General features: G+C 62.4%; 21 protein-coding genes. 5 read left to right on the forward strand and 16 right to left on the reverse strand.

Annotation, left to right across the window (positions count from 1 at the left end; all coding sequences use genetic code 11):
* Nucleotides 1-16 precede the first annotated feature (16 nt).
* The 9 genes from C5J26_RS18950 to C5J26_RS18990 all read right to left on the reverse strand — a co-directional run bounded on the left by C5J26_RS18950 (nt 17) and on the right by C5J26_RS18990 (nt 11,713).
* Nucleotides 17-1,408: an FAD-binding oxidoreductase gene (locus C5J26_RS18950; RefSeq protein ID WP_105403158.1), complete on the reverse strand. Its 1,392-nt coding sequence runs from the start codon at nt 1,406-1,408 to the stop codon at nt 17-19.
* 180 nt (nt 1,409-1,588) lie between these two features.
* Nucleotides 1,589-2,596: an ABC transporter ATP-binding protein gene (locus tag C5J26_RS18955; RefSeq protein ID WP_105403192.1), complete on the reverse strand. Its 1,008-nt coding sequence runs from the start codon at nt 2,594-2,596 to the stop codon at nt 1,589-1,591.
* Nucleotides 2,593-3,621 carry an ABC transporter ATP-binding protein gene (locus tag C5J26_RS18960; protein WP_105403159.1) on the reverse strand — a complete coding sequence of 343 codons (1,029 nt, stop codon included), beginning with the start codon at nt 3,619-3,621 and terminating at the stop codon, nt 2,593-2,595. The genes C5J26_RS18955 and C5J26_RS18960 overlap by 4 nt, the downstream gene beginning before the upstream one ends.
* Entirely contained in the window at nt 3,618-4,529 is a 912-nt protein-coding gene (locus C5J26_RS18965; protein ID WP_105403160.1) for an ABC transporter permease, read from the reverse strand. Before C5J26_RS18965 ends, C5J26_RS18960 begins: the two co-directional genes overlap by 4 nt.
* Nucleotides 4,529-5,452, reverse strand: a complete 924-nt coding sequence (locus tag C5J26_RS18970) for an ABC transporter permease (RefSeq protein WP_206051202.1) — start codon at nt 5,450-5,452, stop codon at nt 4,529-4,531. The genes C5J26_RS18965 and C5J26_RS18970 overlap by 1 nt, the downstream gene beginning before the upstream one ends.
* A gap of 39 nt (nt 5,453-5,491) precedes the next feature.
* Nucleotides 5,492-7,084: an ABC transporter substrate-binding protein gene (locus tag C5J26_RS18975; RefSeq protein WP_172745923.1), complete on the reverse strand. Its 1,593-nt coding sequence runs from the start codon at nt 7,082-7,084 to the stop codon at nt 5,492-5,494.
* A gap of 26 nt (nt 7,085-7,110) precedes the next feature.
* The gene (locus tag C5J26_RS18980) at nt 7,111-8,217 is read right to left on the reverse strand and encodes a mandelate racemase/muconate lactonizing enzyme family protein (RefSeq protein ID WP_105403163.1); all 1,107 of its coding nucleotides are present in this window, start codon (nt 8,215-8,217) and stop codon (nt 7,111-7,113) included.
* A 252-nt stretch (nt 8,218-8,469) separates the two neighbouring features.
* Complete coding sequence (locus C5J26_RS18985; RefSeq protein WP_105403164.1) at nt 8,470-9,300, reverse strand: MaoC family dehydratase; 831 nt, start codon at nt 9,298-9,300, stop codon at nt 8,470-8,472.
* A gap of 4 nt (nt 9,301-9,304) precedes the next feature.
* On the reverse strand, nt 9,305-11,713 hold the full coding sequence (locus C5J26_RS18990; RefSeq protein ID WP_172745926.1) for a CaiB/BaiF CoA-transferase family protein: 2,409 nt from the start codon (nt 11,711-11,713) through the stop codon (nt 9,305-9,307).
* A gap of 152 nt (nt 11,714-11,865) precedes the next feature.
* On the opposite strand from C5J26_RS18990, the gene C5J26_RS18995 reads away from it, so the two are divergent.
* Together C5J26_RS18995 and C5J26_RS19000 are read left to right on the forward strand one after the other, a co-directional pair.
* Nucleotides 11,866-12,909, forward strand: a complete 1,044-nt coding sequence (locus C5J26_RS18995) for a LacI family DNA-binding transcriptional regulator (RefSeq protein WP_105403166.1) — start codon at nt 11,866-11,868, stop codon at nt 12,907-12,909.
* A 151-nt stretch (nt 12,910-13,060) separates the two neighbouring features.
* Nucleotides 13,061-14,143, forward strand: a complete 1,083-nt coding sequence (locus C5J26_RS19000) for a PHB depolymerase family esterase (protein WP_105403193.1) — start codon at nt 13,061-13,063, stop codon at nt 14,141-14,143.
* Nucleotides 14,144-14,237: 94 nt separating this feature from the next.
* Here C5J26_RS19000 and C5J26_RS19005 read toward each other — a convergent pair whose 3' ends face one another.
* From C5J26_RS19005 to C5J26_RS19025, 5 genes are all read right to left on the reverse strand, one after another.
* The gene (locus C5J26_RS19005) at nt 14,238-14,684 is read right to left on the reverse strand and encodes a pseudoazurin (RefSeq protein ID WP_105403167.1); all 447 of its coding nucleotides are present in this window, start codon (nt 14,682-14,684) and stop codon (nt 14,238-14,240) included.
* A 145-nt stretch (nt 14,685-14,829) separates the two neighbouring features.
* Nucleotides 14,830-15,735, reverse strand: coding sequence for an SUMF1/EgtB/PvdO family nonheme iron enzyme (locus C5J26_RS19010; RefSeq protein ID WP_105403168.1), 906 nt, complete (start codon nt 15,733-15,735; stop codon nt 14,830-14,832).
* A gap of 84 nt (nt 15,736-15,819) precedes the next feature.
* Entirely contained in the window at nt 15,820-16,953 is a 1,134-nt protein-coding gene (gene nirK / locus C5J26_RS19015; protein ID WP_105403169.1) for a copper-containing nitrite reductase, read from the reverse strand.
* A 166-nt stretch (nt 16,954-17,119) separates the two neighbouring features.
* Nucleotides 17,120-18,199: a mandelate racemase/muconate lactonizing enzyme family protein gene (locus C5J26_RS19020; protein WP_105403170.1), complete on the reverse strand. Its 1,080-nt coding sequence runs from the start codon at nt 18,197-18,199 to the stop codon at nt 17,120-17,122.
* A gap of 7 nt (nt 18,200-18,206) precedes the next feature.
* On the reverse strand, nt 18,207-19,022 hold the full coding sequence (locus C5J26_RS19025) for an NAD(P)-dependent oxidoreductase (protein WP_105403171.1): 816 nt from the start codon (nt 19,020-19,022) through the stop codon (nt 18,207-18,209).
* A gap of 259 nt (nt 19,023-19,281) precedes the next feature.
* On the opposite strand from C5J26_RS19025, the gene C5J26_RS19030 reads away from it, so the two are divergent.
* Entirely contained in the window at nt 19,282-20,865 is a 1,584-nt protein-coding gene (locus tag C5J26_RS19030) for an ABC transporter substrate-binding protein (RefSeq protein ID WP_371681933.1), read from the forward strand.
* A gap of 158 nt (nt 20,866-21,023) precedes the next feature.
* Here C5J26_RS19030 and kdgD read toward each other — a convergent pair whose 3' ends face one another.
* On the reverse strand, nt 21,024-21,956 hold the full coding sequence (gene kdgD, locus C5J26_RS19035; protein ID WP_105403173.1) for a 5-dehydro-4-deoxyglucarate dehydratase: 933 nt from the start codon (nt 21,954-21,956) through the stop codon (nt 21,024-21,026).
* Nucleotides 21,957-22,044: 88 nt separating this feature from the next.
* Nucleotides 22,045-22,809 (reverse strand): FadR/GntR family transcriptional regulator, encoded by a 765-nt coding sequence (locus C5J26_RS19040; RefSeq protein WP_080951084.1) that lies wholly within the window; start codon nt 22,807-22,809, stop codon nt 22,045-22,047.
* Nucleotides 22,810-22,968: 159 nt separating this feature from the next.
* Between C5J26_RS19040 and C5J26_RS19045 the strand changes: the two genes are divergently transcribed.
* Nucleotides 22,969-23,769 (forward strand): NAD(P)-dependent oxidoreductase, encoded by an 801-nt coding sequence (locus C5J26_RS19045; RefSeq protein ID WP_105403174.1) that lies wholly within the window; start codon nt 22,969-22,971, stop codon nt 23,767-23,769.
* Nucleotides 23,770-23,874: 105 nt separating this feature from the next.
* Nucleotides 23,875-25,023 (forward strand): mandelate racemase family protein, encoded by a 1,149-nt coding sequence (locus C5J26_RS19050; protein WP_046666301.1) that lies wholly within the window; start codon nt 23,875-23,877, stop codon nt 25,021-25,023.
* Nucleotides 25,024-25,696 lie beyond the last annotated feature (673 nt).

Raw genomic sequence — 25,696 nt, forward strand, 5'->3', positions numbered from 1 at the left:
CAGCACCTCCTACCGCTCAGACGGAAAGCACTTTGCCGGTATTCAGAATATTGTTGGGATCGAGCGCCAGCTTGATACGCGCCATCAGCGCCAGTTCCTCCGGGGTTCGCGACAGTTTGAGATAGGGCTTCTTCAGGAGGCCGATCCCGTGTTCGGCGGAAATCGTGCCGCCTTCGCGGGCGATCGAGCCGAAGACAAGTTCGGTAATCTCCTTATGCGGCTGGTCGTTGCCGGCGGACGGGATGTTGCAGACGAGATGCAGGTTGCTGTCGCCGATATGGCCATAGCTGACCGCAATCGCATCCGGCCAGCGGACCTTCATCGCCGCCTCGATCTCGTCGACCACCTGGCCGGCGGCACTGGTCGGCAGGCCGACGTCGAAAGCGGTCAGCGGCCCCATCAGCTTGCCGTATTCCGATACGCTTTCGCGCACCGCCCAGAGGTCCTTGGTCTCACGCTCCGAGGATGGCAGAACCGCATCGGAAACCCAGCCGGCTTCCAGCGCATCGGACAGCACCTGCTCCAGCAGCGCCCGGTTCTCTTCGGCGTTGCGCCCGCCGGTTTCGATCAACACATAGATCCCATGCGGCTCCTTGAAGGCGCGGCGCAGGTCGGGCAGCTTGCCCGTCATGAAGTCGTAAAAGCTCGGCCACATCACCTCGAACGAGGTCAGCGCCGAGCCCATGCCCTGGCGAGCGCTCTTCAGCAGTTCCAGGAGCGCGGGAAAATCCGGGCAGCCGCAGAAGGCGCTGGCAAGTTCCGCGGGCTTCGCCTGCAGGCGCAGCACGGCGCGGGTGATGACCCCCAGCGTGCCTTCCGAACCGATGAACAGTTGCTTCAGGTCGTAGCCGGCATTGTTCTTCAGCATCTTGTTCAGCGATGTGACGATCGTGCCGTCCGGCAGCACCACTTCGAGGCCGAGCACGTGTTCGCGGGCCATGCCGAACCGGATGACGCGATTGCCGCCGGCATTGGTGGCGAGGTTGCCGCCGATGAGGCAGGAATCGCGGGCGCCGAGATCAAGCCCGAAGAACAGCCCCGCCTCCTCGGCCTTTGCCTGGATGACGCTGAGCGGCGTGCCCGCCATCACCGTCATCGTCGCCATCACCGTATCGACTTCCTCGATACCGTTCATGCGGTCGAGCGACAGCGCCACGCCATTCTCGATCGGCCGCGCACCGCCGGCGAGACCCGTCAGTCCGCCCTGCGGCACCACCGGCACCTTGAACTCGTTGCAGAGGCGCAACGTCACCGAGACCTGTTCCGTCGTGCGCGGCCGCACCAGCGCCAGCGGCACGACCGGCGAAAGGCCGCCCCAATCGTTCTGGAAGCGAACAGGGATGTCCTCCCCAAAAAAGACGTCGGGGCCGAGTTCGCGCATCAGCGCCTGGATGAATTCTTGTGTCATGAGAAGCCGCACCTAGGATACCATTGGATAAAGGTGAGCTTAACTGCCACCTTCGGTAAAGCAAGTGTACCTATGGGCTTTTCGCAGGAGGGTTTGGCGCGAGCGCCTCCGCCATCGAATGCTTCGGGTGACGGCGCCTATTCGATGATGAGCACAGCTCGGAGAGCCTCTCGACAGGACCTACAAAGGGATGGGATGCGGTTTGGCGAAATGGCAGGCGGCGAGGTGACCGCTGGCGGTTTCCAGAAGCGGTGGACGTTCCGCCCTGCAAATCGGCTGGGCGATGGGACAGCGGGTATGGAAGCTGCAGCCGGTCGGAACATTGGCCGGGCTCGGCACGTCGCCCTTCAGGATGATCCGGGATTTCCGCGTTTCCGGGTCGGGCTCCGGCACCGCCGAGAGAAGCGCCTGGGTGTAGGGATGGCTCGGGAAATCGTAGATCCGCCTTTTAGGCCCTATTTCAACGATCCGGCCGAGATACATGACGGCGACGCGATCCGCGATATGGCGCACGACCGAGAGATCGTGGGCGATGAAGAGGTAGGAGAAACCGCGGCTTTTCTGCAGGTCCTGCATCAGGTTGACGATCTGCGCCTGCACCGAGACGTCGAGCGCGGACACGGGTTCGTCGGCAACGATGAACTGCGGATCGACCGCAATGGCGCGAGCGATCCCTATACGCTGCCGCTGGCCTCCGGAGAACTGGCGCGGATACCGGTCCATGAAGGTCGGGGACAGCCCCACCTGGATCATCAGTTCGGCGACACGATCGCGACGCTGCTTCCTCGATTGGACCAGCCCGAAAATTTCCAGCGGTTCGGCAATGATCTTCGCAACCGAGCGACGCGGGCTGAGCGACCCGTAGGGGTCCTGGAAGATCATCTGCACGCGCGCCCGCATCTGGCGCATGTCATTGGAACTGAGACGCAGGATATCCACGCCGTCGATAGCGATTTCGCCTTCGCTTGCATCTATCAGCCGCAGCAGAAGTCGTCCGAGGGTCGATTTTCCGCAGCCGGATTCCCCCACCAGCGCCAGCGTCTCGCCACGCTTGACCTCGAAGGAAGCGCCGTCGACCGCCCGAACGCTCGGCTGGGAGCGGCCGAACACCAGGCCTCCCGCTTCCGAAAAGGTCTTGCCCACGTCTCTGACCACGACGAGGTCATCTCCGGTCACAGCAATATTCATGACGTCGCCCCCGCCGAGACCCAACAGGCCGCCTTCTGTTGCGGTGTGATTTCAAGGAGAGGCGGCGTCTCCCGCGCGCATTTGTCGATGCGATCGGGACAGCGCGGGAAGAACGGACAGCCTTGCTTGATCGTGCCGGGCAAGGGCACCATGCCGGGGATCTGGTAAAGGCGCGTATTCTCGTCCTTCAACCGCGGGATCGATTGCAGCAGGCCCCGCGTGTAGGGATGTTTCGGGCTGCGGAAGATCGTCTTGACATCCGCATCCTCGACCACCTTGCCCGCATACATGACGATCACCCGCTCGCAGATATCGGCGATGACACCGAGATCGTGCGAGATCAACAGGATGGTGGTGTTCAGGGTGCGGCGGATCTTGTGCATCAGCTCGAGCACCTGCGCCTGGATGGTGACGTCGAGCGCGGTCGTCGGTTCGTCGGCGATCAGGAGCTTCGGGTTGCAGGCGACCGCCATGGCGATCATCACCCGCTGGCGCATGCCGCCGGAGAACTGGTGCGGATAGGCGCCGAGCCGGCGTTCCGGATCGGGGATGCCGACCAGCTTCAGCAGCTCGATAACGCGCTGGCGCCGCTCCTCGCGGGCCATCTTCTGATGCAGCTTGATCGCCTCGCCGATCTGGTCGCCGATCGTCATTACCGGATTGAGCGAACTCATCGGCTCCTGGAAGATCATCGCGATATCGCGGCCGCGGATCTCCGGCATCCTGGAGCGCGGCAGGCCAAGCAGGTCGACGCCCTCGAACAGGATCCGCCCGGTGGCGATGCGGCCCGGAGGGCTGGGGATCAGCCCCATCACCGCAAGCGAGGTCATCGATTTGCCGGAGCCGGACTCGCCGACGATGCCGACCGCGGCGCCGGCGTCGATGGTGAAACTGACACCTTCCACCACACGCACCGCCGTACCCTTCGGGCCGAACTCGATCGAGAGATCCTCCACTTTCAGCAAGGGACCGGGATGGACGGAGGCAGCCGGCTGCTGCCTGGAAAGCGAGGGAGCAATCGTCATCGCGTCGTCTCCGGATCGAGGACATCGCGCACTGCGTCGCCCATGAGGTTGAACGACAGCACGACGCAGGTGATCGCAAAACCCGCCGCGATGATCGGCCATGGCGATCCGAACAGGTTGTTCAGCCCATCGCGGATGATATTGCCCCAGCTCGGATTGGGTGCTCGGGTGCCGATGCCGAGGAAACTCAGCGACGCTTCCAGCCGGATGGCGGACGCGACCCAGAGCGTCATCAGCACCAGGATCGGCGCTGCGATATTCGGGATGACGTGCCGGATGATGATGGTCGGTGTGCGAAGCCCGACCGCAACCGCGGCTTCGATGTAAGGCTCCTGCTTGACTGCGAGCGTCGAGGCGCGCGCCACCCGCGCAAAACCCGGTATGAAGGCGACGGTGATGACGGCAATGATGTTCCAGAAGGCCCCGCCGAGCACCGCTGCGATCATGATCGCCAGAAGCAGTTCCGGGAAAGCCAGAAGAAGGTCGACGACACGGCTGATCACCCGGTCGATGACGCCCCCGAAATAACCGGCCGTCACCCCGAGGATGGTTCCGAAAAAGGCGGCCAGGGCAGGCGAGATCAGCCCGAACAGCAGCGAATTGCGCGACCCGTGGATCATCCGGGACAGCACGTCTCGACCGAACTGGTCGGTGCCGAGCCAATGCGCCCAGGACGGCTGCTTGTTGATCGACAGGATGCTTTGCGCCAGCGGATCGTAGGGGGCGAGCCAGGGCGCCAGGATCGCGACCAGAAGAAAAATCACCACGACGGAAAAGGCAAAGATCGTCGAGGCCTGGCCGAACAGCATGTCTTTCAGCAGCGCCGTCCTGCCGGGTTCCGGCGCGATCGCATGTTCGATATCGTCGGATGCGGACAGGGTTCCGACGGAGCCTGGGAGTATTGTCATTACTTCACCCGAATTCGTGGATCGATGACGACATAGAGGAGGTCCATCATCAGGTTGACGAAGACCACCATCAGCGCGAAGACCACCACTCCGCCCTGGATGACGCCGTAGTCCCTTTCGGTAATCGACTGGATGAGCAGCCGACCGATGCCGGGGCGATTGAAGACCAGTTCCACTGCGACGGATCCCGACAGGGTTGCGAGCAGGCTCAATCCCATGCCTGTCGCAAGCGGTAGCAGGGCGTTGCGCAGCGCATGGCGGTAGATGACGCGGTTTTCGCGCGCTCCCTTGGCGCGGGCGGTGCGCACATAGTCCTTGCCGAGAACCTCGAGCACGGAGGTTCGCGTCAGGCGCCCGATGAACGCAGCCTTGACAAGCGCAAGCGTCAGCGCCGGCAGGAAGAGGTGGTGGAGGACATCGAAAAACCCGCTGCCGGCCCCGTTGATCGGAAACCATCTGAGGTTCAGCGCAAACCCGATCAGAAACAGCGCGCCCAGATAAAAATCCGGGACCGCATACCCCACCAGAGAAAAGACCCGCATGCTGGAATCCGGCAGCTTCCCCCGCTTGACGGCCGCGAGCACCCCGAACGGTATGCCGATCACCGTGCCGAGGATCATCGCCGCCACCGTGAGCTGGATCGTGTAGGGCAGATTGCGGGCGATGAGATCGAGGACCGGCGCGCCGTTCATGTAGGACTTGCCGAAATCGAGCGTCAGCGTGCCGATCAGGAAGTTGAAATATTGCTGCCAGATCGGCACGTTCAGTCCCATTTTCTCCCGGAACTCGGCAAGCTGCTCCGGGAGAGCACCGTCTCCCAGAGCAGCAATTGCCGGATCACCCGGGAGGATACGCATGGCGATGAACACGAGCGTCAGGACCAACCATATGGTCGGTATGGCGTCGGCTAGCCTGTAAAGCATGTACCTGCCCATTGGCCTGTCACCCGTGCTTTGAAGCCGTCAGGCTTTTTTGGTGGCGCGATGGAAACGCCAACGGGCGTAACCGCTCTTGACCTTGTAGCCCATGTCCAGCCGTGCATTGCGGGCGACGGTGAAGGACAGGGTGGAAAGCCCGATCAGGGGCAGGTCGCGCAGCGCCTGCAGCTCGATCTGCTTGCAGGTGTCGACATAGGTCTTGTAGTCGGTTGCCATCAACGCCTTGTCGAGCAGCGCGTCGATCCCCGGCATGGCGACCCCGTAATGGCTGTAGTTGCCGCCGCCCTTGCCGTCGGACTTCACTTCGGATTTCGACGAAAGCTGCTGGAAATAGAGCTGCGTCGGGATCGGCGGATAGCTCGACGAATGCATGGCAAGCGTATTCTTGTCGCTGCGATTGTCGGCGTGATAGGCCGTGTGGTCGCCGATCTTCAGGTTCATGCGCAATCCGACGGCCCGGAGCTGTTCCTGCACGATCAGCATGGTCGAGGAATAGTCCTCGCGCTGGCTGCAATTGCTGTCGAAATCGAAGCCATTCGGGAAACCCGCCTCGGCGAGCAACGCCTTGGCCTTCTTCGGATCGTACTTATACTGCAGTTCGGGCGGCAGGTCGGCGGTCTTGAAACCGGCGGGGAAGAAATCCGGCTGCAAACCAGCCATGAAACCACCCATCGGCTTCAGGGCATCGGCGACCGCCTGCCGATCGATCGCATACATCACCGCCTGGCGAACCTTCAGGTTGTCGAACGGCTTGCGGGTCAGGTTGATGTGCAGCGTGTTAAAGGATCCCGGTATTGTCATGTCGAATTTCAGGGTCGGATCGCGCTGCAGCATGGAATCCACCCAGCCGGGCGCACGCACCGCCTCGATCAGATCGACGTCGCCGGAAAGGAGCGCCAGCGTCCGGGCCGTGGTATCGGCAATATAGACGCATTCCACGCCGGCGATCTTCGCCTTCTGGCCCCAGTAACCCTCATGGCGTTTCATCGCCGTACCCCATTCGGCGTCGAAACGGGTGAGCTCGTAAGGCCCGGTGCCGACCGCGTCGGTCATGAACTTTTCGGCGCCGATCTTGTCGAAGGCTTTCTTGGAGACGATCGAGGTATTGTTGGAAAAGCCCGTCGTGCCGAGGAAATTCACGTCCGGAGACTTGAGCTGAACGGCAACCTCGTAGGGACCCTTGGCGACCACGTCGGCGACATTCGCCATGATCGTCTTGTTGGTGCCGTCGGTGATTGCCCGCTTGAAGGAAAAGACCACGTCGTCCGACGTCATCTCGCCGTAACCCTTGTGGAACTGGACACCCTGGCGAAGCTTGAATGTCCAGGTCTTCGCATCCGGCGATGCGGACCATTCGGTCGCCAGCGTCGGCACGTATTTGTCCGGCGTCGTGGCGAAATCACCGTCTTCGGGGCGCACCAGCTGTTCGTAGATCTGTTCGGTGGCCCAGTTGTCCGAGCCCTGCGTCGTCTGGTTCGGATCGCTGGTGCGCGGCCCGTTGGCGGCAATGCCGATCCGCACCACGTCGGCGCTCGACGCTGCGCGGGCCGCACCCGCTCCCACGACGCTCAGAGCCGTCGCCGCAGCGGCGAACTCCAGGAATTCTCTTCTGTTCACGTTCATCATCTCCTCCCAAAGACAAGTTACGTTCGCCGCTTGTCCAACTCGGCATCCTTGATCATGAGGCCCAGACCCGGGCCTCCCGGCACCTTGAACTTGCCGTTTTCAGGCTTTGGCGGGTTCTCGAAGGCCACGTGCATCCGTGTCGACGGATCTGCGAATTCGGCCGGTTTGGTATTGTGCATCAGGGTCGCCAGCACCTGCAGGTTGGCCATGTGGGCGATCGTCGGCTGGGTCTGATGCGGGACGAGTTCGACGCCGTGCGCAAAGCAGATCGCCGCGCATTGCATCAGGCCGGTAATGCCGCCCATCTTGATGATGTCCGGCTGCACCATCCGCACGCCGGCATTGATCATGTCGACCACTGCCTGCGTGGTGTAGGTTTGCTCGGCTGCAGAGACGGTGATGTCGAGCCGCTGCGCCACTTCTCCCATGGCGCGAACGTTGTAATGCTGTACCGGCTCCTCGAACCAGATATAGCCGAGCTCCTCCAAAGCCCGGCCGACCCGGATCGCACCGCCGACCGAATATTGATTGTTGGCATCGAAGGCGAGCGGGAAGTCGTCGCCGACCAGCTTGCGTACCGCCTTCGCCTTGGCGATATCCCCGGGGATGTCGTCGTCCTGCCGGGTGCGGTCGCCGTCCCAGCGGATCTTGATCGCCGCCGGCGTTTCCGACCTCCAGCGCGCTTCGACCACCTTGACGGTCTCGTCCACAGTGCGGCCGGCATTGCCGCCGATCGAGGAGTAGAAGGGCAGTTCGGTGCGCCAGGCGCCGCCGAGCAACTTGTAGATCGGCTGGTCGAAGACCTTGCCCCGGATGTCCCAGAGCGCGATATCAAGCGCCGCCAACGCCCCGGTAACCGCTCCCTCCGGGCCGAGCTTCACGTATTTATGCAGGAGCTTGTCGTAGAGCACCGCGTGATCGAGCGCATCGGCACCGGTGAGCGACGGCGCGAAATCCCTGACGACGCCGAGGGAATGCTCGCCGCCCATCATCGGGGATGCCTCGCCGTAACCGACAATGCCCTCCACCGTCGTCACCCGCACGATGGCGCTTCGGCGCCCCGGCGGCTCGTTCGGTTCCCACATGACCTGAAAAGCTTCGACTGATTTGATCGTCGTCGGCATTGGCACGATTAGGTATCCACAAACCTGGAAAAAGATGCCCCACGGGGCCGCGAAAAACCCGCCATAGCGGGGGCCGGCACGCTAGGCGCTAAACGCTCGCGTCTCTGACATCCTCGAAATCCTCCCTCTTCTTATCGGGCACTTTGACAGCGCCCCTTCCTCCAACCAAAGCATCACTCACTTTGCATCCGTATGCAAGCAACTTTGCCGTTAAATTTCGAGCCGCCGCGAAAAGGTGCCGCGCCGCCGCTCCTAAACGTTTTCGTAGCCGTAGATCTGCGTCCGCAAAAAGCGCGCCACGAGACGTCCGTCGGCGCGAAGGAATTCCTCGCTCTGGAAATAGTGCTTGCCGTTCCTGACCCAGGCGTCCGCTATTCTGCCCATCGTCGTCAGCCTCTGCCCCGGCCGAACGCAGGCGAAATGCTGGGCCTCGACAGCCGTCAGCACGATGGCGGACGGGAACCGGAAACTATTGTGCGTATCGCCCATGGCGAGCCGCATCAGGCACCCCGGATGCACGATCCCGTCTCGCACATGCAGGGCATGCTGCTCGTCGAAGGCAGAGAGGGATCGCCTGAATTCCTCTTCGGTCAGCACCCTGTCGGCGGTCGTCAACGGCGTTCCAGGGTTCAACTGGCCGATCGAGACTGCCGGCGGCGGATCAGGACGCGGCAGCACCGCAAAGGCTGAAAGGTCCGGAACCGACGGCGACAGGTCCGGCAAACCGATCCAGCCGCTCGCGACCTCCTCGCCGTCCGTGTTTGTCACGACGATGGCGGATCTGCGCATATCGGCATCGCCCGACAGCGCCGAGGCGCTGATCGTCAACCGGTCGCCATTGTAGACCGGGCGCCGGAAACTCGCGCCCATGCCGCCGCGCTCCAGCCAGGAAAGACCCCAGGCCTCCACCGCCACGCGGCCCATATGGCCATAAACGAAAGCGCCGGGAACCAGTGCCGCCTTGTAGCCCCGTGCCCGCGCCACCGCGTCGTCGTGGATGCTGCCCTTGTATCGCGGGTCGTCGTCGAGGCGGATATCGACGACAAGGCTTCGCGGAAACAGCGCTTCTGTCTCTGTTTTCATCGGTCTATCCATCCGGAAAGGGAACGGTGGTCATCGCATCGCTGGCCATGATGCGGGCGACCTCTTCCGGCGGCAGCGCCAGGATCCGCTCGAGCACGAACCGGTTATGGCCGCCGAACTGGGGCGCAGGCCTGCTCTGCCCTCCCGGCGTCCGGCTCAAGTGGATCGGCAGGCCGGGATGGGGGTGCGATCCGGCATCCGGATGTTCGAGTTCGGTGAAGAACCGGCGATGCGCAAGATAGTCGCTGCGTGCCAGATCGCCGGCGTCGTTGACCGGAGCCGCGGCAACTCCCCTGCCCTGGAGCAACCGGGCGATATCGTGCTTGTCGCGGCCGCGCGTCCAATCCGAAAGGACTTCCGCCAACGCATCCTCGTTCCGCCGGCGCGCCTCGAGCGCCGCAAAACGCGGATCGGAGGCGAGCTGCGGCATGCCGATCGTTTCGCACAGTGCCTGCCATTGCGCCTCATCCTGCGCTGCGATGACGACCCACTGGTCTTCCCCGAAGGCCGGAAAGGCGTCGTGCGGCACCATGCCCGCGAGCCGGTTTCCGTTCGGCACCGGGTCTTTTCCTGTCTCTGCCGCCAAGAGCAGTTCCGCTCCGATGAACTGCATCGCCGCTTCGACCTGAGGCACCTCGACATATTGGCCGCGGCCGGTCCGCTCCCGCCAGTAGAGGGCGGTCAGGATCGCCGCCGCCGCATTGAACCCGCCGATCGGGTCGAGATAGGAAGGCCCGCTGTTTTCCGGCTGCCCGTCCGGATAACTCATCATCGCCGACATTCCGGTCGCCATTTCCATGGTCGGACCGAGGGCCGCATATCCCGACATCGGCCCGTCCCGCCCGAAGGCGGGAAGCTCCGCGACGATGATATCCGGCTTGATTGCCGAAAGCCGCTCGTAATCCAGGCCCAGCTTTGCAAGCGTGCCCGGCCGGAAATTGCAGATCAGCACATCGGCCTTCGCAACCAGCCGCTCCAGTGTCTTTCGCCCTTCCTGGGTCTTCAGGTTGAGGATGCAGGACAACTTGTTGACGTTCTGGGAATTGAACAGGAAAGACCGGTCGAACGGCCGCTCGCCCGGCTCGCCCCCGGGAAAATTGATCGGGTTCGGCCTTTCCTTGTTCAACCGCCAGGAATTCACCCGGTTGGGCGATTCCACATGGATGGACTCTGCCCCGAAATAAGCAAGCACCCGTCCGGCCATGGGCCCGGCCCAGGCGGTGGTAATCTCGATCACCCGCAGCCCCTCGAGCGGCGGCCGGCCGGCCGCCGCCGGTTTTGGCGTCTCGGACGGGTCGGTTCGGCGCGGCGCAATCCGCCCCTGCGCCTCGCCAGGAAGGGGCGCTCCGCCCCGCACCCTGCGAGGTGTCGCACTCATCCGGAAGGGTGGCCCAAGAATGAGCCGGCCATCGACGGCTTCCCAATAATGGCGGGCGGTGAGGTGGCCGTTGCGGACCTGTTCGGCGGGACGATAGGCCTTGGCCGCGATGATCTGGGCGCGCTGCAGCCGGTCGACCAAATCCTCCGCGTCCATCTCCGCGACCTTCGCCTGGATGATCTCGTAGAGCACATCCCAGTGCTGCCGGCGCGGGCCCGGCTCAGCGAAGCGGGGATCGTGCTGGATATCCCGAAGATCCAGCGCCGTGCAGAGAGCTTCCCAGCGATGATTGTAGATCCAGATGCAGACCCAGCTGTCACGGCATTTCACCTGCCCTGCCGGGATCGTCTGGTCCCGCCGGCTATGGACCGAGCCGTTGTAGATATGGCGCAGCACATAAGGGAAACACATCGATGCCGCGGTCTCGGCCGAATCCACCCGCACAGCCTGACCAAGCCCGGTCGTGCGTCGGTCAATCAGAGCGGTGATCACGCCGATATAGGCGGCGAGCCCTGCGGCATAGGATGCCCGATCGCCGACGCCGTAGAGGGGTTCGCGGCCGATCTGGCCGTTATTGTACATCATCCCGGAAAGCGCCTGCAGCACGATCTCCGGCCCCTTCCAATCGGCAAGAGGCCCATCGGTCCCAAAAGGGGTGATGGAAGCGGTGATGCAGCGCGGATTGATGTCCGCGACTTCGTCGAACGTGAGGTCCGCAGGCGGAATAACGACATCCGCGCCAGCGATCAGCGCCTTCAGTTCCTCCCGCCCGGCCTCCGTCGACCGGTCCAGGATGACGGACCTCTTTTCGGTGTTCAGATGCCAGAACGGCAAGGACAGTTGTGGATCGGTCACCGAGAACGGCGGCATTCGCCTGATCGCCGATCCCCCCCGCGGCTCGACGAGAATGACCTCCGCGCCATAGTCCGCCAGAAGCCGCGCGCAATATTGGCCGGAAAGCGTGTCGGACAAATCCAGCACGCGAAGATCGTCCACGGCCGAGACGCCTGGCTCGGCCATTTCCTTCAAAAGCATGATCGACGGCTCTCCTCCCGATCCTGAAAGAAAGACTAAACGCCATTGCATACGGATGCAAGACACGGATAGGCATTTGATGATATTGATCCGTGACTGCGCCAGGGGTATCGACAGCAGCGCCGTCCGCCGGCAGGGAGTTGGAGAGTTTCTTGGACAAGCCAGAGATACCGGATGACAAGGCGAAGCGTCGGCCGATCACCGCGCGCCAGCTCGCCCGTATGCTCGGCGTCAGCCAGTCGGCGGTCTCGCGCGCGTTCACCCCGGGCGCCAGCATCGCCCCGGACCTGCGTGACAGGATCAAGCAGTTTGCGGAAGAGGTGGATTATCACCCGAACGCCATAGCCAGCATGTTGTCGAAGAGCCGCACCAATATCGTCGGCATCGTCGTCTCCGACATGCAGAACCCCTTCTACCCCGCGCTCATCGAAAAGCTCTCCCGCAGCCTGCAGCGCGTCGGGCTGCAGAGCCTGCTCTTCAACATCACCAAGGGTTCCAACCTCGAAGAGCAGCTTTCGGCGCTGCGCCGCTACAATGTCGATGCGGTGATCATTATTTCCGCCACGATCCTCTCCGGCCAGACCTTGCGCTGGGCCACCGAGGGCCGCGCCGCCCTGCTGATCAACCGCGTCGTCGAGGATGCGGACTTAAGCTGCGTCATCTGCGACAATGTCGCGGGCAGCCGGGCGATCGCAGACCATTTCTATGAGACCGGCCGGCGTCGCGTCGCCTATGTGTCCGGCCTCAGCCACACGACCACCAATCGCGAAAGACAGAACGCCTTCGTGACCCGCGTTGCCGAACTCGGCATGACGCTTTGCGCCCGCGTCGATGCCGGCGAATACAGCTATGAGGCAGGCCGGCGGGCTGCGATGGAAATCGTCGATCGCGGCGGAGCGGATGCGATCTTCTTCGCCAACGACATTCTCGCGGCAGGCGGCCTCGACGCCCTGCGGGAAGAGGCCGGGCTCAGCGTGCCCGACGATATCGCGGTCGCCGGTTTCGACGACATCGCGCTCGCCAGCTGGCCACATTACGCACTGACCACATTCCGCCAGCCCGTCGACGAGATCATAGCGGTGGCCGTCGGAATGATCGAGGATGGCTCCTGTTATCCCGGCCATCCGATCACGATCAAACGGCTCCCCGGAGAACTGATCGTCCGGTCCTCGAGCCACAGGATTTCCGACAGCTAAAAATGAAATTGGCGGACCGGCAACAAGCCCGCCGGCTCGTGATCAAAACAAACCTTACCAAAAAAATAATTTTGCAGTGCAGCAACGCTTCCCATATAGGGGACGTTGTCATTGATCACTGCCACGCCGGCAATGATTGCCAGGAGGCATGATGAGATCGTTGTCGGATACGCTGGAGCGGCTTGCCCGCTTGAAATCACTGGGTCGAGAACAGACCGACGCCCCCAGCCATCTGGAGGCGCTCGAAAGCTTCGGATCCAACCCCGGAGCGCTGGCAGCCAAGGTTTACGTGCCCTCCTTGCTTCCCAAACACCCCGGCCTTGTCGTCGTTCTTCACGGATGCACGCAGACCGCCTCCGGTTATGACCACGGCACCGGGTGGTCGAAACTCGCCGAGCGGCACGGGTTCGTGGTGCTCCTGCCGGAACAGGTCCGCGCCAATAACGGCAATCTCTGTTTCAACTGGTTCCTTCCGGGCGATACGCGCCGCGGCCAGGGCGAAGCGCACTCGATCCGCCAGATGATCGATGCGGTGGTCTCCCGACACGGGATCGACCCGTCGCGCATCTATGTCAGCGGCCTGTCCGCGGGCGGTGCGATGGCCAATACCATGCTCGCCACCTATCCGGAGGTCTTCGCCGGCGGAGCGATCATCGCAGGCCTGCCCTATGGCGTCACCGCGACGGTGCCCGAAGCATTCGACCGGATGCGCGGCCACGGCCTGCCGGCACCATCGACGCTTCAGTCGCGGCTGAGGGCCGCTTCCACCCATGAGGGACCATGGCCGACCATCTCGGTGTGGCAGGGCACCCAGGACAAGACGGTCGCAGAGGCGAATGCGCAGGCGATCATCGACCAGTGGCGGGCCGTTCACGACGTCGACGCACGGCCCGACTTGTCGGAAACGGTCGACGGCCAGTCGAGAACCGTCTGGAAGGATGCCCGCGGAAGGCAAGCCATCGAATATTACAGCATTGCCGGAATGGGCCACGGAACGCCGATCGATCCGGCGCTCGGCGACGAGAACGCCGCGCCTTATCTGCTGGATGTCGGCATATCGTCGACGCTTCATTCGGCAAAAAGCTGGGGCCTGCTTCGCGAAGGCGTCGAGCCCCTGCGGGCGAAGAGCGACGGCGCCAAGCGGGCATCCGCTTCTTCCCAAAAGGCAAAAGAGCCGGAAGGCATCCAGCAGATCATCGAGAATGCGCTTCGCATGGCCGGCCTGATGCGCTGACCAACGGCGCCGGATCTCGCGCAGGATGGGGCCGGGAGAATGGGCGCGGCGGCGGCCAGGGGGAGAGGGAATGGCCGCCGCCGGGCACTCCGGCTTAAACGCCGGAAGCAGCAATATCCGCGTCGAGACGTTCGCGAGCCTTCTTGGGCAGTTTCGCGGTCTTGATGGCCTCCAGGTTCGCAGGAGCGTTGCCGACAACCACGAGGCCGATCATGCCCATGCCGACATGCGGCGCGCATTTCACGGCATAGGCACCCTCGACGTCGAACGTGATCTTGACGCTTTCGTTCATCTGGCCCTTGAAAGGCTTTGCGCCTTCCGGGATCAGCCCGTCGATGGTTTCGGCGTTGTGGGACTTGTCGGTCGGGACGAAGGTGACGGTATCGCCCTTGGCGACCTTGAGGGAGCTCGGCTCGAATACCATCGCGCCGTCCTTGCCCTTGTTGAGCATTTGCACTTGGAAATCGGCAGCAAAAGCCGCCGTTGCGCAGACAGCCGTAGCGATTGCCGCGCCGACCAGGGATGCCAAAATCTTCTTCATTTCCTTACTCCTTTTCTCGAAAGCCCTCGGCTTCGTTGAATTCACACTAGGGCAAAAAAGCCGGTCCTCTTTGACCTACGACAAACGGTTCGGAGTTTGCTCGCGGCCCGCTTGACGTCGGCTTGGGACGGATGGCGGATGACGATCACGTTGCCCAACCGGCCTGGCGAAGCGTCTTCAGAAGCGGCGCATACCACCGGGTGGACTTGACCAGGCGGAAGCCCAGATTGTCCGGCGGCGTCCCGACCGCGCAGCCACCGCCTTTCGGATCGCGGACGAAGGAACTCATCGGCGAGCGATGCGGACCCACGGTCACGTAGACGCCGCAAATCTCCTCGGAGGCGCGAACGGACCCGTTCACGTAAAGATGGACCCTGCGATGGCAGGTGGACGTCCATTCCCAGATGTTGCCGCCAAAGTCGGCCAGGCCATATTCGTTCTCCCCGAAACTTCCCGTCGGCCGGGGCACCGGATCGCCTGTCGCCCGCTCACGCGCTTCGCGCTCGTAGTCGGCGAGCCATCGCAGCGCCGGGTTCTTGCTGTCCGGATCAAGGCCGAGAGCATCATCCGGGAACCTCTTGCCCGCGGCCTGAGCCAGTTGTTGGTCGGTTGGCAGGGTCCAGTATTCCCCGGTCACATCCGAGAGCCAGCGGGCGTAAGCCGTGGCATCGTCGAAGCTCACGCCCGTGGCGGGCACGTCCGGCTTCAATGAGGTCGCCTCAGAGGATTTGCAGGCGCGCGCGGCGACGCACTCCCGGTATTCCGAGGCCGTGACGTGATTTTTCGTGATCGTCAGGCTCGACGCCGCAACCACCGTCTTCATCGGCGGATCAATGGGCGCCGTGCCCTTCAGGAACTCTCCGTCGCTCCTGTAGCTGTAGCTGCGGGGAGAAACAACGACCGTCGCCGGCTCATAGACCGCGCCCTCTGGGGGCGCCGGTTTCATGAAACCCGCCTGGTGGAAGATACCCGCCGCCAGCACGGCGATCAGCGTGATCGGAAGCCCGGTATGGAGGAGCGAGAGCTTTGGCCTGTCGTATGTCCATCGCATGTTCGCCTCCCGAGGCGAAATCCAGCTTGCAGGGATGAAGGTCGGCCGGGGGCATGCATAGCTCATGCTCCCGGCCGTTTCCGGTCAGGTGCCACTCGGCGCCAGGACCGACGTCATCAAGTCGTCGTTCCAATCACCGGTGACCTTGAAATGCGCCGCAGCGCCCAGTTCGAAGGCCTCGATCAGGTTATGGTTGACGTAGGCGTATATGCCGGGCTGCTGGAAGGTGTAGAATGCAGCGCCTGCCGCACCGCCCGGGATGAACCATGTTTCCTGGTCGATTTCCGGAGGGTTGGCGAACTTGCCCGTAGCCCAGACATAGTCGCCATGGCCTCCGATGAGGTGGGGCCGCGTATCGCGGTTTGCCTGCGAATGGACGATGAGCACCCTCTCGTTGACCGCGGCGGTCATGGCGTTCTGGCCCGTCAAGGCGCCGACGGCCCCGTTGAAGACGATGTGCGTCGGCGTCAGCGTCCGCATGACTTTGAGGGTGTCCTCATAAGCTTCGCCGGCGCTAGCGTATTTCTTGAACTTGCCGTTCTCGTCGCGCGGGACGTAGAAATCCTGTTCACCCACGTAGTAGATCTTGTCGTAGGTCAGCGGTTTCCCGTTGCCGTCCTTGAGGCCATCGCGCGGGAGCACCATGATGGCGCCGTTCATGCCCGAGGTAACGTGCCACGGCACCATTCCGGGAGGTGCGCAGTGGTAAACGAAGACGCCGGCCTTGGTTGCCTTGAACCTGAGAATAGTCTTCTCGCCGGGGTTCACCACCGTCAGCGCTCCGCCGCCCAAGGCGCCGGTGGCCGAGTGGAAGTCGATATTGTGCTGGAGTTCGTTGGTGTCGGGGTTGATGAGGGTGAGTTCGACGTAGTCGTCCTGATGGACGACCATGAGCGGACCCGGAACCGACCCATCGAAGGTCATCGCATTGATTTCGGTGCCTTCCTTGTCGAGAACGAGCTTCTTCTCCTGGATGGTCAGCGTAAATTCGACGACCTTCGGCGGGCCATCGGCTTTCTGAGCATGGCCATGGACGAAAGGCGGCTTCACGAGCTCGACCTTCTCACGGCGGAGGCGCGAGAGGTCGCCCGGCTTCATCTTTGCGGGGGGCGCTTCGTCCGCATGGGCAAAGGAAGCCTGCACGACCGGTGCGATCGCGCCAACAAAGGCTGCCCCCGCAAGGATCGAGCGTCTGGTCATCTGAATCTTGTCGGTCATGGTTTCTTTCCTTCGGAACAAGGGGCGGAGTAAATCGCCGTCCTCTGGAAATAGAATTTATGTCTACGCCAACCTCTTCTCTTTGACGTGAAACAAACAGGGCATGGGCATTTGCTTGCGCTTTCGCAAGAAAACGGGGCAAATCTCGTCCTATGCGGATTTCAGCCTAGAGAGCGTGGTGGCGGATCGCATCCCGGTCCAAGGACATCCCCCAGCCGGGCGCATCCGGAATCTGGGCCGTCCCGTCAACGAGCTTTATCTTCTCCTCGTAGAGCGGCGTGAACCATTCCACGTATTCCAGGGAATGGGCGGTCGGGACGTGTCCCAGCAGCTGTAGGCTCATTTCGGGGAAAAGATGCGACGAGATCGGCAGGTCAAAGCCTGCCGCCAGTGCGCCGACGCGGGAAAATTCGGTGACGCCGCCAACCCGCTGGAGATCCGGCATCAGAATGGAGGCGGCTCCCGTCTCGATCATCCGCCGGAAACCGTAGCGCGTGTATTCATTCTCACCGGACGCGATCGGCATCCGCAGGGCCCTCGCCACCTTGGCCGAATCCTCCAATGCGTGGGCTGGCACCGGCTCCTCGAACCAGGCGATATCGAACGGCGCCAGCGCATCGCCGAGCCTGATCGCCGCATCGGCCTCGAGCACCTGGTTGGCATCGATCATCAGCCCGATATCGCTGCCGATCGCCGCCCGAACGGCCTTCACACGCGGCAGGTCGACATCGATCCGCCCGGCAAGCCGCAGCTTCATCGCCTTGAAGCCGGCTGCGACGAAACCTTCCGCCTGCCGGACGAGCGAGGGAATGTCCTGGGTGAGCCAGAGGCCGCCGCTCGCATAAGCCGGAATGACTTCACGGCTACGTCCCAGCATCCGCGAGATCGAAAGACCGGCGCGCTTGGCTCTCAGATCCCACATGGCGCCATCGATCGCCGAAATGCCCATGATCGAGACGCCGGTGAAACCGATGAAGTTGATACGTCGCCAGGCGTCCTGCCAGAAGGCGCCCGTATCGTCCGGATCGCGCCCGATCACCGCATCCCGCAGCACATGCACCATGCTGTCCAGAAGCTTCAACTGCTCCGGCCGGATGGTGAAGATCAGGTTTTCGCCCCGCAATCCCTCGTCGGTGACGAGATCGATCACGATGCAGGAGAATTGATGGATGGTCGCCGTGGCATTGCCGAGCGGTTCTGCCAGCGGGAGGCTGACGGCGGTGGTGGTGAGGTCGGTGATTTTCATGGGGACGTTACCGGTTCAGGGAACGGGGAGGTTCGGTGTAGATCGGATCGTCGACGAAACCGCCGCCCTGCCACTTGGCTTGTGAAGATCCCTTGTCCGGAATGCCCGGATTGCGTTCCACCTCCGAGCGATAGATCTCGGAACTGTCCTTCGGAACCCAGCCCAGATAGGCGCAAGCGGAATTGTCCCACCATTTCGGCTGATTGTCCGAAACGCCCCAGATCGTCGGGCAACCGAGATAGGGAGCCTTGAGGACCCTCTCCGCAAGCGAAGCCATGTCGTCGAAGCTCAGCCAGATCGACAGCATCCGCACCGTCGTCGGCTTCGGCCAGCAGGCACCGATGCGGACGATCGCCGTCTCCTGGCCGAATTTGTGAAAATACATCTGCGCCAGGCCCTCGCCGAAGCATTTCGAGACGCCATAAAGGCCGTCCGGCTTGGTGGGCCAATCGACCCCGAAGAACTGGTCCTGCCGATAGAAGCCGACCGCATGGTTGCTGCTGGCAAACAGGATGCGCGGTTTTCCGTGCTTTCGCGCCGCTTCGTAGAGATTGTGCAGGCCGCGGATATTGCTGTCGAGAATGCTGGCAAAGGTGTTCTCGGAAGGAATGCCACCGAAATGCAGGATGCCGTCGCACCCTTCCACCATGCGCAGGACGGCATCGGGATCCGCCAGGTCGCAGGCAAAAGGTTCCTCGTTGGCCGCGACATCGTCCAGAGGAGAGATGTCGGAAATGCGGATGACCTCCGCCAGGTGCCCCAGCCGCCGGCGCATGGCCTTGCCCATGTTGCCGGCCGCCCCCGTGATCAGAAGCCGCTTCATCCCCGTTCCTCCTCGACATGCTGCCTGCAATCTAGAAGGTGCCTCAAATGCACGTCAACTCATAATATGACCGGAAGCTCGAAATAGGATATCAAGGCCTTGACCGCGCTACTCCGAAGTCAAAATGGCGCGAGATGCATTATTTTATAGGCGTACCTCAGTTGACGAAGGTTATCTTTTCCGTCTTCATACAATGCAGTAGTCATGTGACGTCATACTCATTTGACTGCCTGGAATGGAGGAACCCCAGATGAAATGGATGAAGCATGTGGCTCTGGCCACGGCTCTGACGCTGTCTGCGCCGGTCGGCGCATACGCAGATACCCCCGCCGACCAATTGATCGTCGGCCTCAGCATGAACAATATCCTGACCCTCGACCCGGCGGCGATTTCAGGCCGCGAGGCGACTGGTGTCATCGCCAATCTCTATGATACGCTTGTGGAACTCGCGCCGGACAAGAAGACCGTCAATCCGGGTCTCGCCAGCTCCTGGACGGTCGCGGATGACGGCTCGATCACCTTCACGCTGAGGGAAGGCGCGAAGTTCACATCCGGGAACCCCGTCCGGGCCGAAGATGTCATCTGGTCGATCAAACGCAACATCAGCCTTGGCCTGGTCGGCGCGGGCGTCTGGTCGTCCTTCGGTTACAAGGCCAACAATATCGACCAGCTGCTGACGGCCGATGGCAACAAGATCACCCTCAAGCCGGCTCAGCCGACTGATCCGCAGCTCACGCTGGACATTTTTGGCAAGCCGGATGCCAGCGCGGTCATCGACATGAAGACCGCCATGAGCCACGAGGCGAACGGCGACAAGGCCGCGGCCTGGCTGAAGATCAATGTCGCCGGTTCCGGCGCCTTCAGCCTGACGCGCTGGTCCTCCAACGAAATGCTCATCCTGACGCGTTTTGACGACTACTGGGGCGAGAAGCCCAAGATGAAGCGCGTGATCTTCCGGCACATGCCGGAATCCCAGACCAAGCGGCTGATGCTGGAAAAGGGCGACGTGGACGTCGCGGTCGGCCTTTCGGTTCCCGATATCGCTGCGCTCGGCAAGAACAAGGACGTCGAGGTGCAGCGCACGCCAAGCTCTGGCTTCTATTTCCTCGCCGTGAGCATGAAGGACGAGCGCTTCAAGAACCCGGATGTGCGCCTCGCGATCCGCCATCTGATCGATTATGACGGCATCAACAAGTCGATCATGCCGAACTACGGCACGAAGCGTCTTCGCCCGGTCGCCGACGGCGTCATCGGCAGCCTGCCCGACCCGGACTACAAGCTCGATGTCGCCAAGGCCAAGGAACTGCTCGCCAAGGCAGGTTATCCCGACGGTTTCCCGGTCAGGCTGCTGACGCTCAACGAGCCGCCTTTCACGGACACCGCCACCGCGATCCAGGCAACCCTTGCCCAGGCCGGCATCAAGGCCGAAATCGTCCAGGGCGCCGGTGACCAGATCTATGGCCCGATGCGCGAGCGCAAGTTCGAAATGCTCGTCGGTCGCGGCGGCGGCGGCCAGGAGCCGCATCCGCATTCCAACCTGCGCGCCCTCGTCATCAACCCGAACAACGCCGACGACGCCAAGCTCAGCGGCATCATCGGCTGGCGCACGTCCTTCTTCGACCAGCAGCTGAACGACATGTCCGCCAAGGCACTGGTGGAGCGCGATCAGGCGAAGCAGAAGACGGCCTATGAAGACATCCAGAAGCGATACGAAGAGCTCGTTCCCGCGCTGCAGCCGATCTCGGCGGTCATCGACAGCGTCGTCTATCGCGCCGACGTCAAGGGTTACGTGAACCACTACGGCTGGACGGTTCGTCTGCGTAGCGTGTCCAAGCAGCGCTGATCCACTCAAGCGATAAGTCCCTCCCAGGACGAGCGCTCGCAACCCCGGTTGCGGGCGCTTTTTTATGCGCCGCCAACGCTCGGCTGCGGACACGAAAAAACCGGCAGGGTGGACCTGCCGGCTGATGCACTCGCGGAGAGGGTTGGAGGGGAGGACGCCTATTCGGCCGCCTGCACCCCGAGAGCGTCATTGCGATAGGGCTCGCAGAGAGCCTCCATCATCTTGACTTCTTCGGCGGTCAGGTCGGTCAGCGGCGCGCGAACCGGACCCGTATCGAAGCCCATCAGCCGCACGCCGGCCTTGATGGCGGAAACCGCGTAACCCTTCTGGCGGTTGCGGATTTCCATGAACGGATAGAAGAAGTCGACGAGGATCTGGTTGGTGGCAGCCGTATCTCCGGCCCGGAGCGACTTGTAGAACTTCTGGGCCAGCGCCGGGACGAAGTTGAAGACCGCCGAGGAATAGGTGGTGACGCCCGCGCCGAGATAGGCGTCCGCAAAAAGCTCGGCCGTCGGCATGCCGCCGAGATAGGTCAGGCGGTCGCCCATGACCGCGGTTATCTTGCGCACCAGGCCGATGTCGCCGGAACCGTCCTTGAAGCCGACCAGATTCGGGCAGGCCTCGCAAAGCCGAGCCAGCGTTTCCGCCGTCAGGATCGAGTTGTCGCGGTTATAGACCATCACGCCGATGCCGACCGACTGGCAGACGGTCTTGATATGCTGGTAAAGGCCTTCCTGGCTGGCATCCATCAGGTAGTGGGGCAGCAGGAGGATGCCGTCGGCACCGGCTTTTTCGGCAGATTTGGCGATCGAGACGGCGATCCGCGTGCCGTAACCGCAGCCGGAAACGATCGGCGTGCTGCCGACCGAAGCCTTGGCGGCGGTGATGATCTCCGGAATTTCGGAGGGCTCCAGTGAAAAGAACTCGCCCGTGCCGCCCGCGGCAAAAAGCACCGAAGCGTCGAACCCGGCCAGCCAGCCGACATGCTGCTCGTAGACCTTGCGGTTGAAGAGGCCGTCCTTGCCGAACGGCGTGACGGGGAACGACAGGAGGCCGGCGCCGAGCGCATGCTTCAGTTCATTTGGATCCATAGACATGGCAGTCCCTTCCTGGTTGATTTCCAGAAGGCTACCAAGTCATATTATGACTGTCAATACTTGTATTATCTTTATGGGCGCATCAGGGCCGCCGTATCAGCGAGCGATAGCGTTGCTGGCTCCCCTTGAGATGCATGCGCATGGCGTCGCGAGCAGCCGAATCATCGCCATCCGTGATTGCGCGGGCGATACGGGCATGTTCATCCTGGATCTGGGCCAGGTATTCAGGCGGCGAAATCTCCACTTCACCCTCCTGCAGCAGCGATCGCGGAATCATCTGCTTGCCGATCGCCTCCAGCAGCTCCCGGAAACGCGGGTTGTTGGTCGCGTCCGCGATGGCCAAATGGAAAGCCCGGTCGCTTTCGACCGTTGCCGCACCGGCGGCGATCTGCCGCTTGATCGTCTCGAGACATTCGAAGATCAGCTCCTGCTGCGCCGGCGACGAACGGACCGCAGCAAGACCCGCAGCCTCTATCTCGATGGCAGCGCGGACTTCCAGCATTTCGATGATGGACGATACGCGGTTGGCATCCACGGTGCGGAAGCCCGCCTGCAGCCCGCCTTGCGGCGCCAGAACGAAGACGCCGACGCCGTGGCGGACCTCGACGAGATTATCGGCCCGCAATGAAGCGATCGCCTCGCGGATGACCGTGCGGCTGACCTCGTATTGCAGCGTCAGCCCGCTCTCCGTGGGCAGTTTGTCACCGGGCTTCAACGCGCCGCTCGCGATCGCATCCCGCATCCGCCGGCCAACCGTCTCGACCAGATTGCGGCCTTTTCGCGAGGGTGCCTCCCCGGTGATGTTATCTGCTCTCTTCAATGTCAGCCCGCTCTCTCGCTTTGCCATTTCAGCTACTTAGAGGGGTAAAACCTGCCCTAGTTGTCAAGCGCCGAGCAAGAATTTTATTGACGCCCAGCCATGGACCTATAGTATGAGATGACCTATGAGGTATGATGACAAGGCGAACCGGCTCATATTCACCGACGGCCCGCCCATGAGGGAAGAATGCTCAAGAGACTGCTTTTAACCGGCGCCGCGGGGGGTGTCGGCCGGGCAATCCGGCCGATGCTGAGGGAGATCGCCGAGCATGTCGTGCTGTCGGATATCGGTGAGATCGCCGATGCGGGCGCAGGCGAAACCTTCGTTCAATGCGATCTGGCGGATGCCGCGGGCGTCGCCAAACTGGTCGAGGGCGTCGACGGCATCATTCATCTCGGCGGCATTTCCCTCGAAAAGACGTTCGACCTCATCGTCCAGGCCAATATCGTCGGCCTCTACAATCTCTACGAAGCCGCCCGGCACAACGGCCTGCCGCGCATCGTCTTCGCAAGCTCCAACCACGTCGTCGGCTACTATCGGTGCGATGAACGGCTGGACAACACGGTCGTGCCGAAGCCGGACTCGCTCTACGGGGCTTCGAAGGTCTTCGGAGAGGCGATCGCCAGCCTCTATTTCGAAAAATTCGGACAGGAGACTTTGTCCGTCCGTATCGGTTCGTGCTTCGAAAAACCGGCCAACACGCGCATGCTGGCGACCTGGCTCAGCTACCGTGATTTCTTTTCCCTCTGCCGGCGCGCCTTTGCCGCGCCGCGGATTGCACACACCATCGTCTACGGCGCCTCTGCCAACGACGAGCAGTGGTGGGACAATCGCAATGCCGCTTTCCTCGGCTGGAAACCCGAGGACACATCCGCAAAGTGGCGCGTCGAAGTGGAGGCGGCAGCCGGCAGGCAGGACCCGACCGATCCCGCCGTCATCTATCAAGGCGGCGCCTTCGCCTCGGCCGGCCATCCGGACGATGCGTAAACGACAGACTTCCGCCGCCCGACGGGCGGCTCCGATCCGGCCCTCGCCGGGTCCCGACATGAAATGGCGGAGGTTCGTCCCTCTGCTTCTGACAGGAGGAATTTCGTGAAGATCGTAGACGTCAATGTGCGCGTATTCTCCCATACCACGCGCCGCCACCAGGATACCGCCGGCCATGCTCATCCAGGCCCGCCGCACAAGGTCAACCTGGCGCTGCTGACCATCGTCGACGACGACGGTGCGGAAGGCTATTGCTTTGCCCCGCCGGAAGTCGTTCGCCCGCATGTGATCGACAAGTTCGTCAAGAAGGTGCTGATCGGCGAAGATCCGTTCGCCCGCGAAAGGCTGTGGCAGGACCTCGCTCACTGGCAGCGCGGCAGCGCGATGCAGCTGACCGACCGGGCGCTCGCGATCGTCGATTGCGCCCTGTGGGACCTTGCCGGCCGCAAGCTGAACATGCCGGTCCACAAACTGATCGGCAGCTACCGCGAAAAGATCCCGGCCTATGGCTCGATCATGTGCGGCGACGAACTGGAAAACGGCCTCGCAACCCCGGAAGATTACGGCCGGTTCGGCGAAAAGCTCGTCAAGCGCGGCTACAAGGGCATCAAGCTGCACACCTGGATGCCGCCGGTCTCCTGGGCGCCGGATGTCAAGATGGATCTCAAGGCCTGCGCCGCAGTCCGCGAGGCTGTGGGCCCGGATATCCACCTGATGATCGATGCCTTCCACTGGTATACCCGCACGGAAGCGCTGGAACTCGGCAGGGGCCTCGAAAAGCTCGGCTTCGACTGGATCGAGGAGCCGATGGACGAGCAGAGCTCGGCTTCCTACGCCTGGCTTGCCGAAAACCTCGACATTCCGGTCCTCGGTCCGGAAAGCGCCGGCGGCAAGCATTTCAGCCGCGCCGAATGGATCACCTCGAAGGCCTGCGACATCCTGCGGACAGGCGTCCATGACGTCGGCGGCATCAGCCCGGCAATGAAGACCATGCATCTGGCCGAATCCTTCGGCATGAACTGCGAAATTCACGGCAATGGCGCTCCAAACCTGATCGTCGCCGCCTGCACCAAGAATGCGAAATGGTACGAGCGCGGCCTGCTGCACCCGTTCCTCGAATATGACGACGGCTTCGAATACCTGAACGCCCTCGTCGATCCGATGGACGAAGACGGTTTCGTTCATATTTCCGACAAGCCGGGCATGGGCGAAGACATCAACTTCGACTTCATCAACGCCAACCTGGTCGAGTGAGCCGCTTATTCTGCCTCCCAAGCAGGAAAGAGAAGCCCGGTCCCATTTGGGGCCGGGTTTCTTGTTTTGCAGTCGGCACAAGCCTGTCGTCGGTGATTGGATCCTCGGGTCAAGCCCGAGGATGACGACGGAGAGGTGTGCCAAAGTAAGCAGTGCAGTGGGCTGAAACGGTGCTTTTGTGAGAGACAGCCACACACACTCGTCATCCTCGGGCTTGACCCGAGGATCCGATCACCGAGGATCAAAAGCCTTCGGCCAACATTCCGGAGCCCCGCGCAGTCGCCTGCCGTGGTTTTCAAAGATCGGAGAGCCCACACGAATGCGGAACCTCATAGTAAAATAATAGTATGGCCCGCATTCGCGTGGCCTTCGGCGTTCTTTCGGGGCTTCCGGCCCCTACAGGTGATCATCTCGCCTCGCTGCGTGGCTTTATTTGCGCCCGTCCTTTCGGGACAGGCTTGCCACTTGCACGGCTCAACCGAACCGGACATGGCTGTCCGGGGGAGGCTTGATAGGAAGGCTTGCCTTGCGACGAACATTCCATGGCTTTCACCTCTTCCACCATCCCCGCACGTTACGGTTTTGATGAAAGCGCCGGCTCCCGCCTGCCCGCGAACGTCTCGCGAAACACTCCGGCGACGGAAGCGGGGGGATTGTAGGCATGGGCTGGGAG

Origin of the sequence: Neorhizobium sp. T7_12, assembly GCF_002968535.1 — a bacterium.
Classification (GTDB): domain Bacteria; phylum Pseudomonadota; class Alphaproteobacteria; order Rhizobiales; family Rhizobiaceae; genus Neorhizobium; species Neorhizobium tomejilense.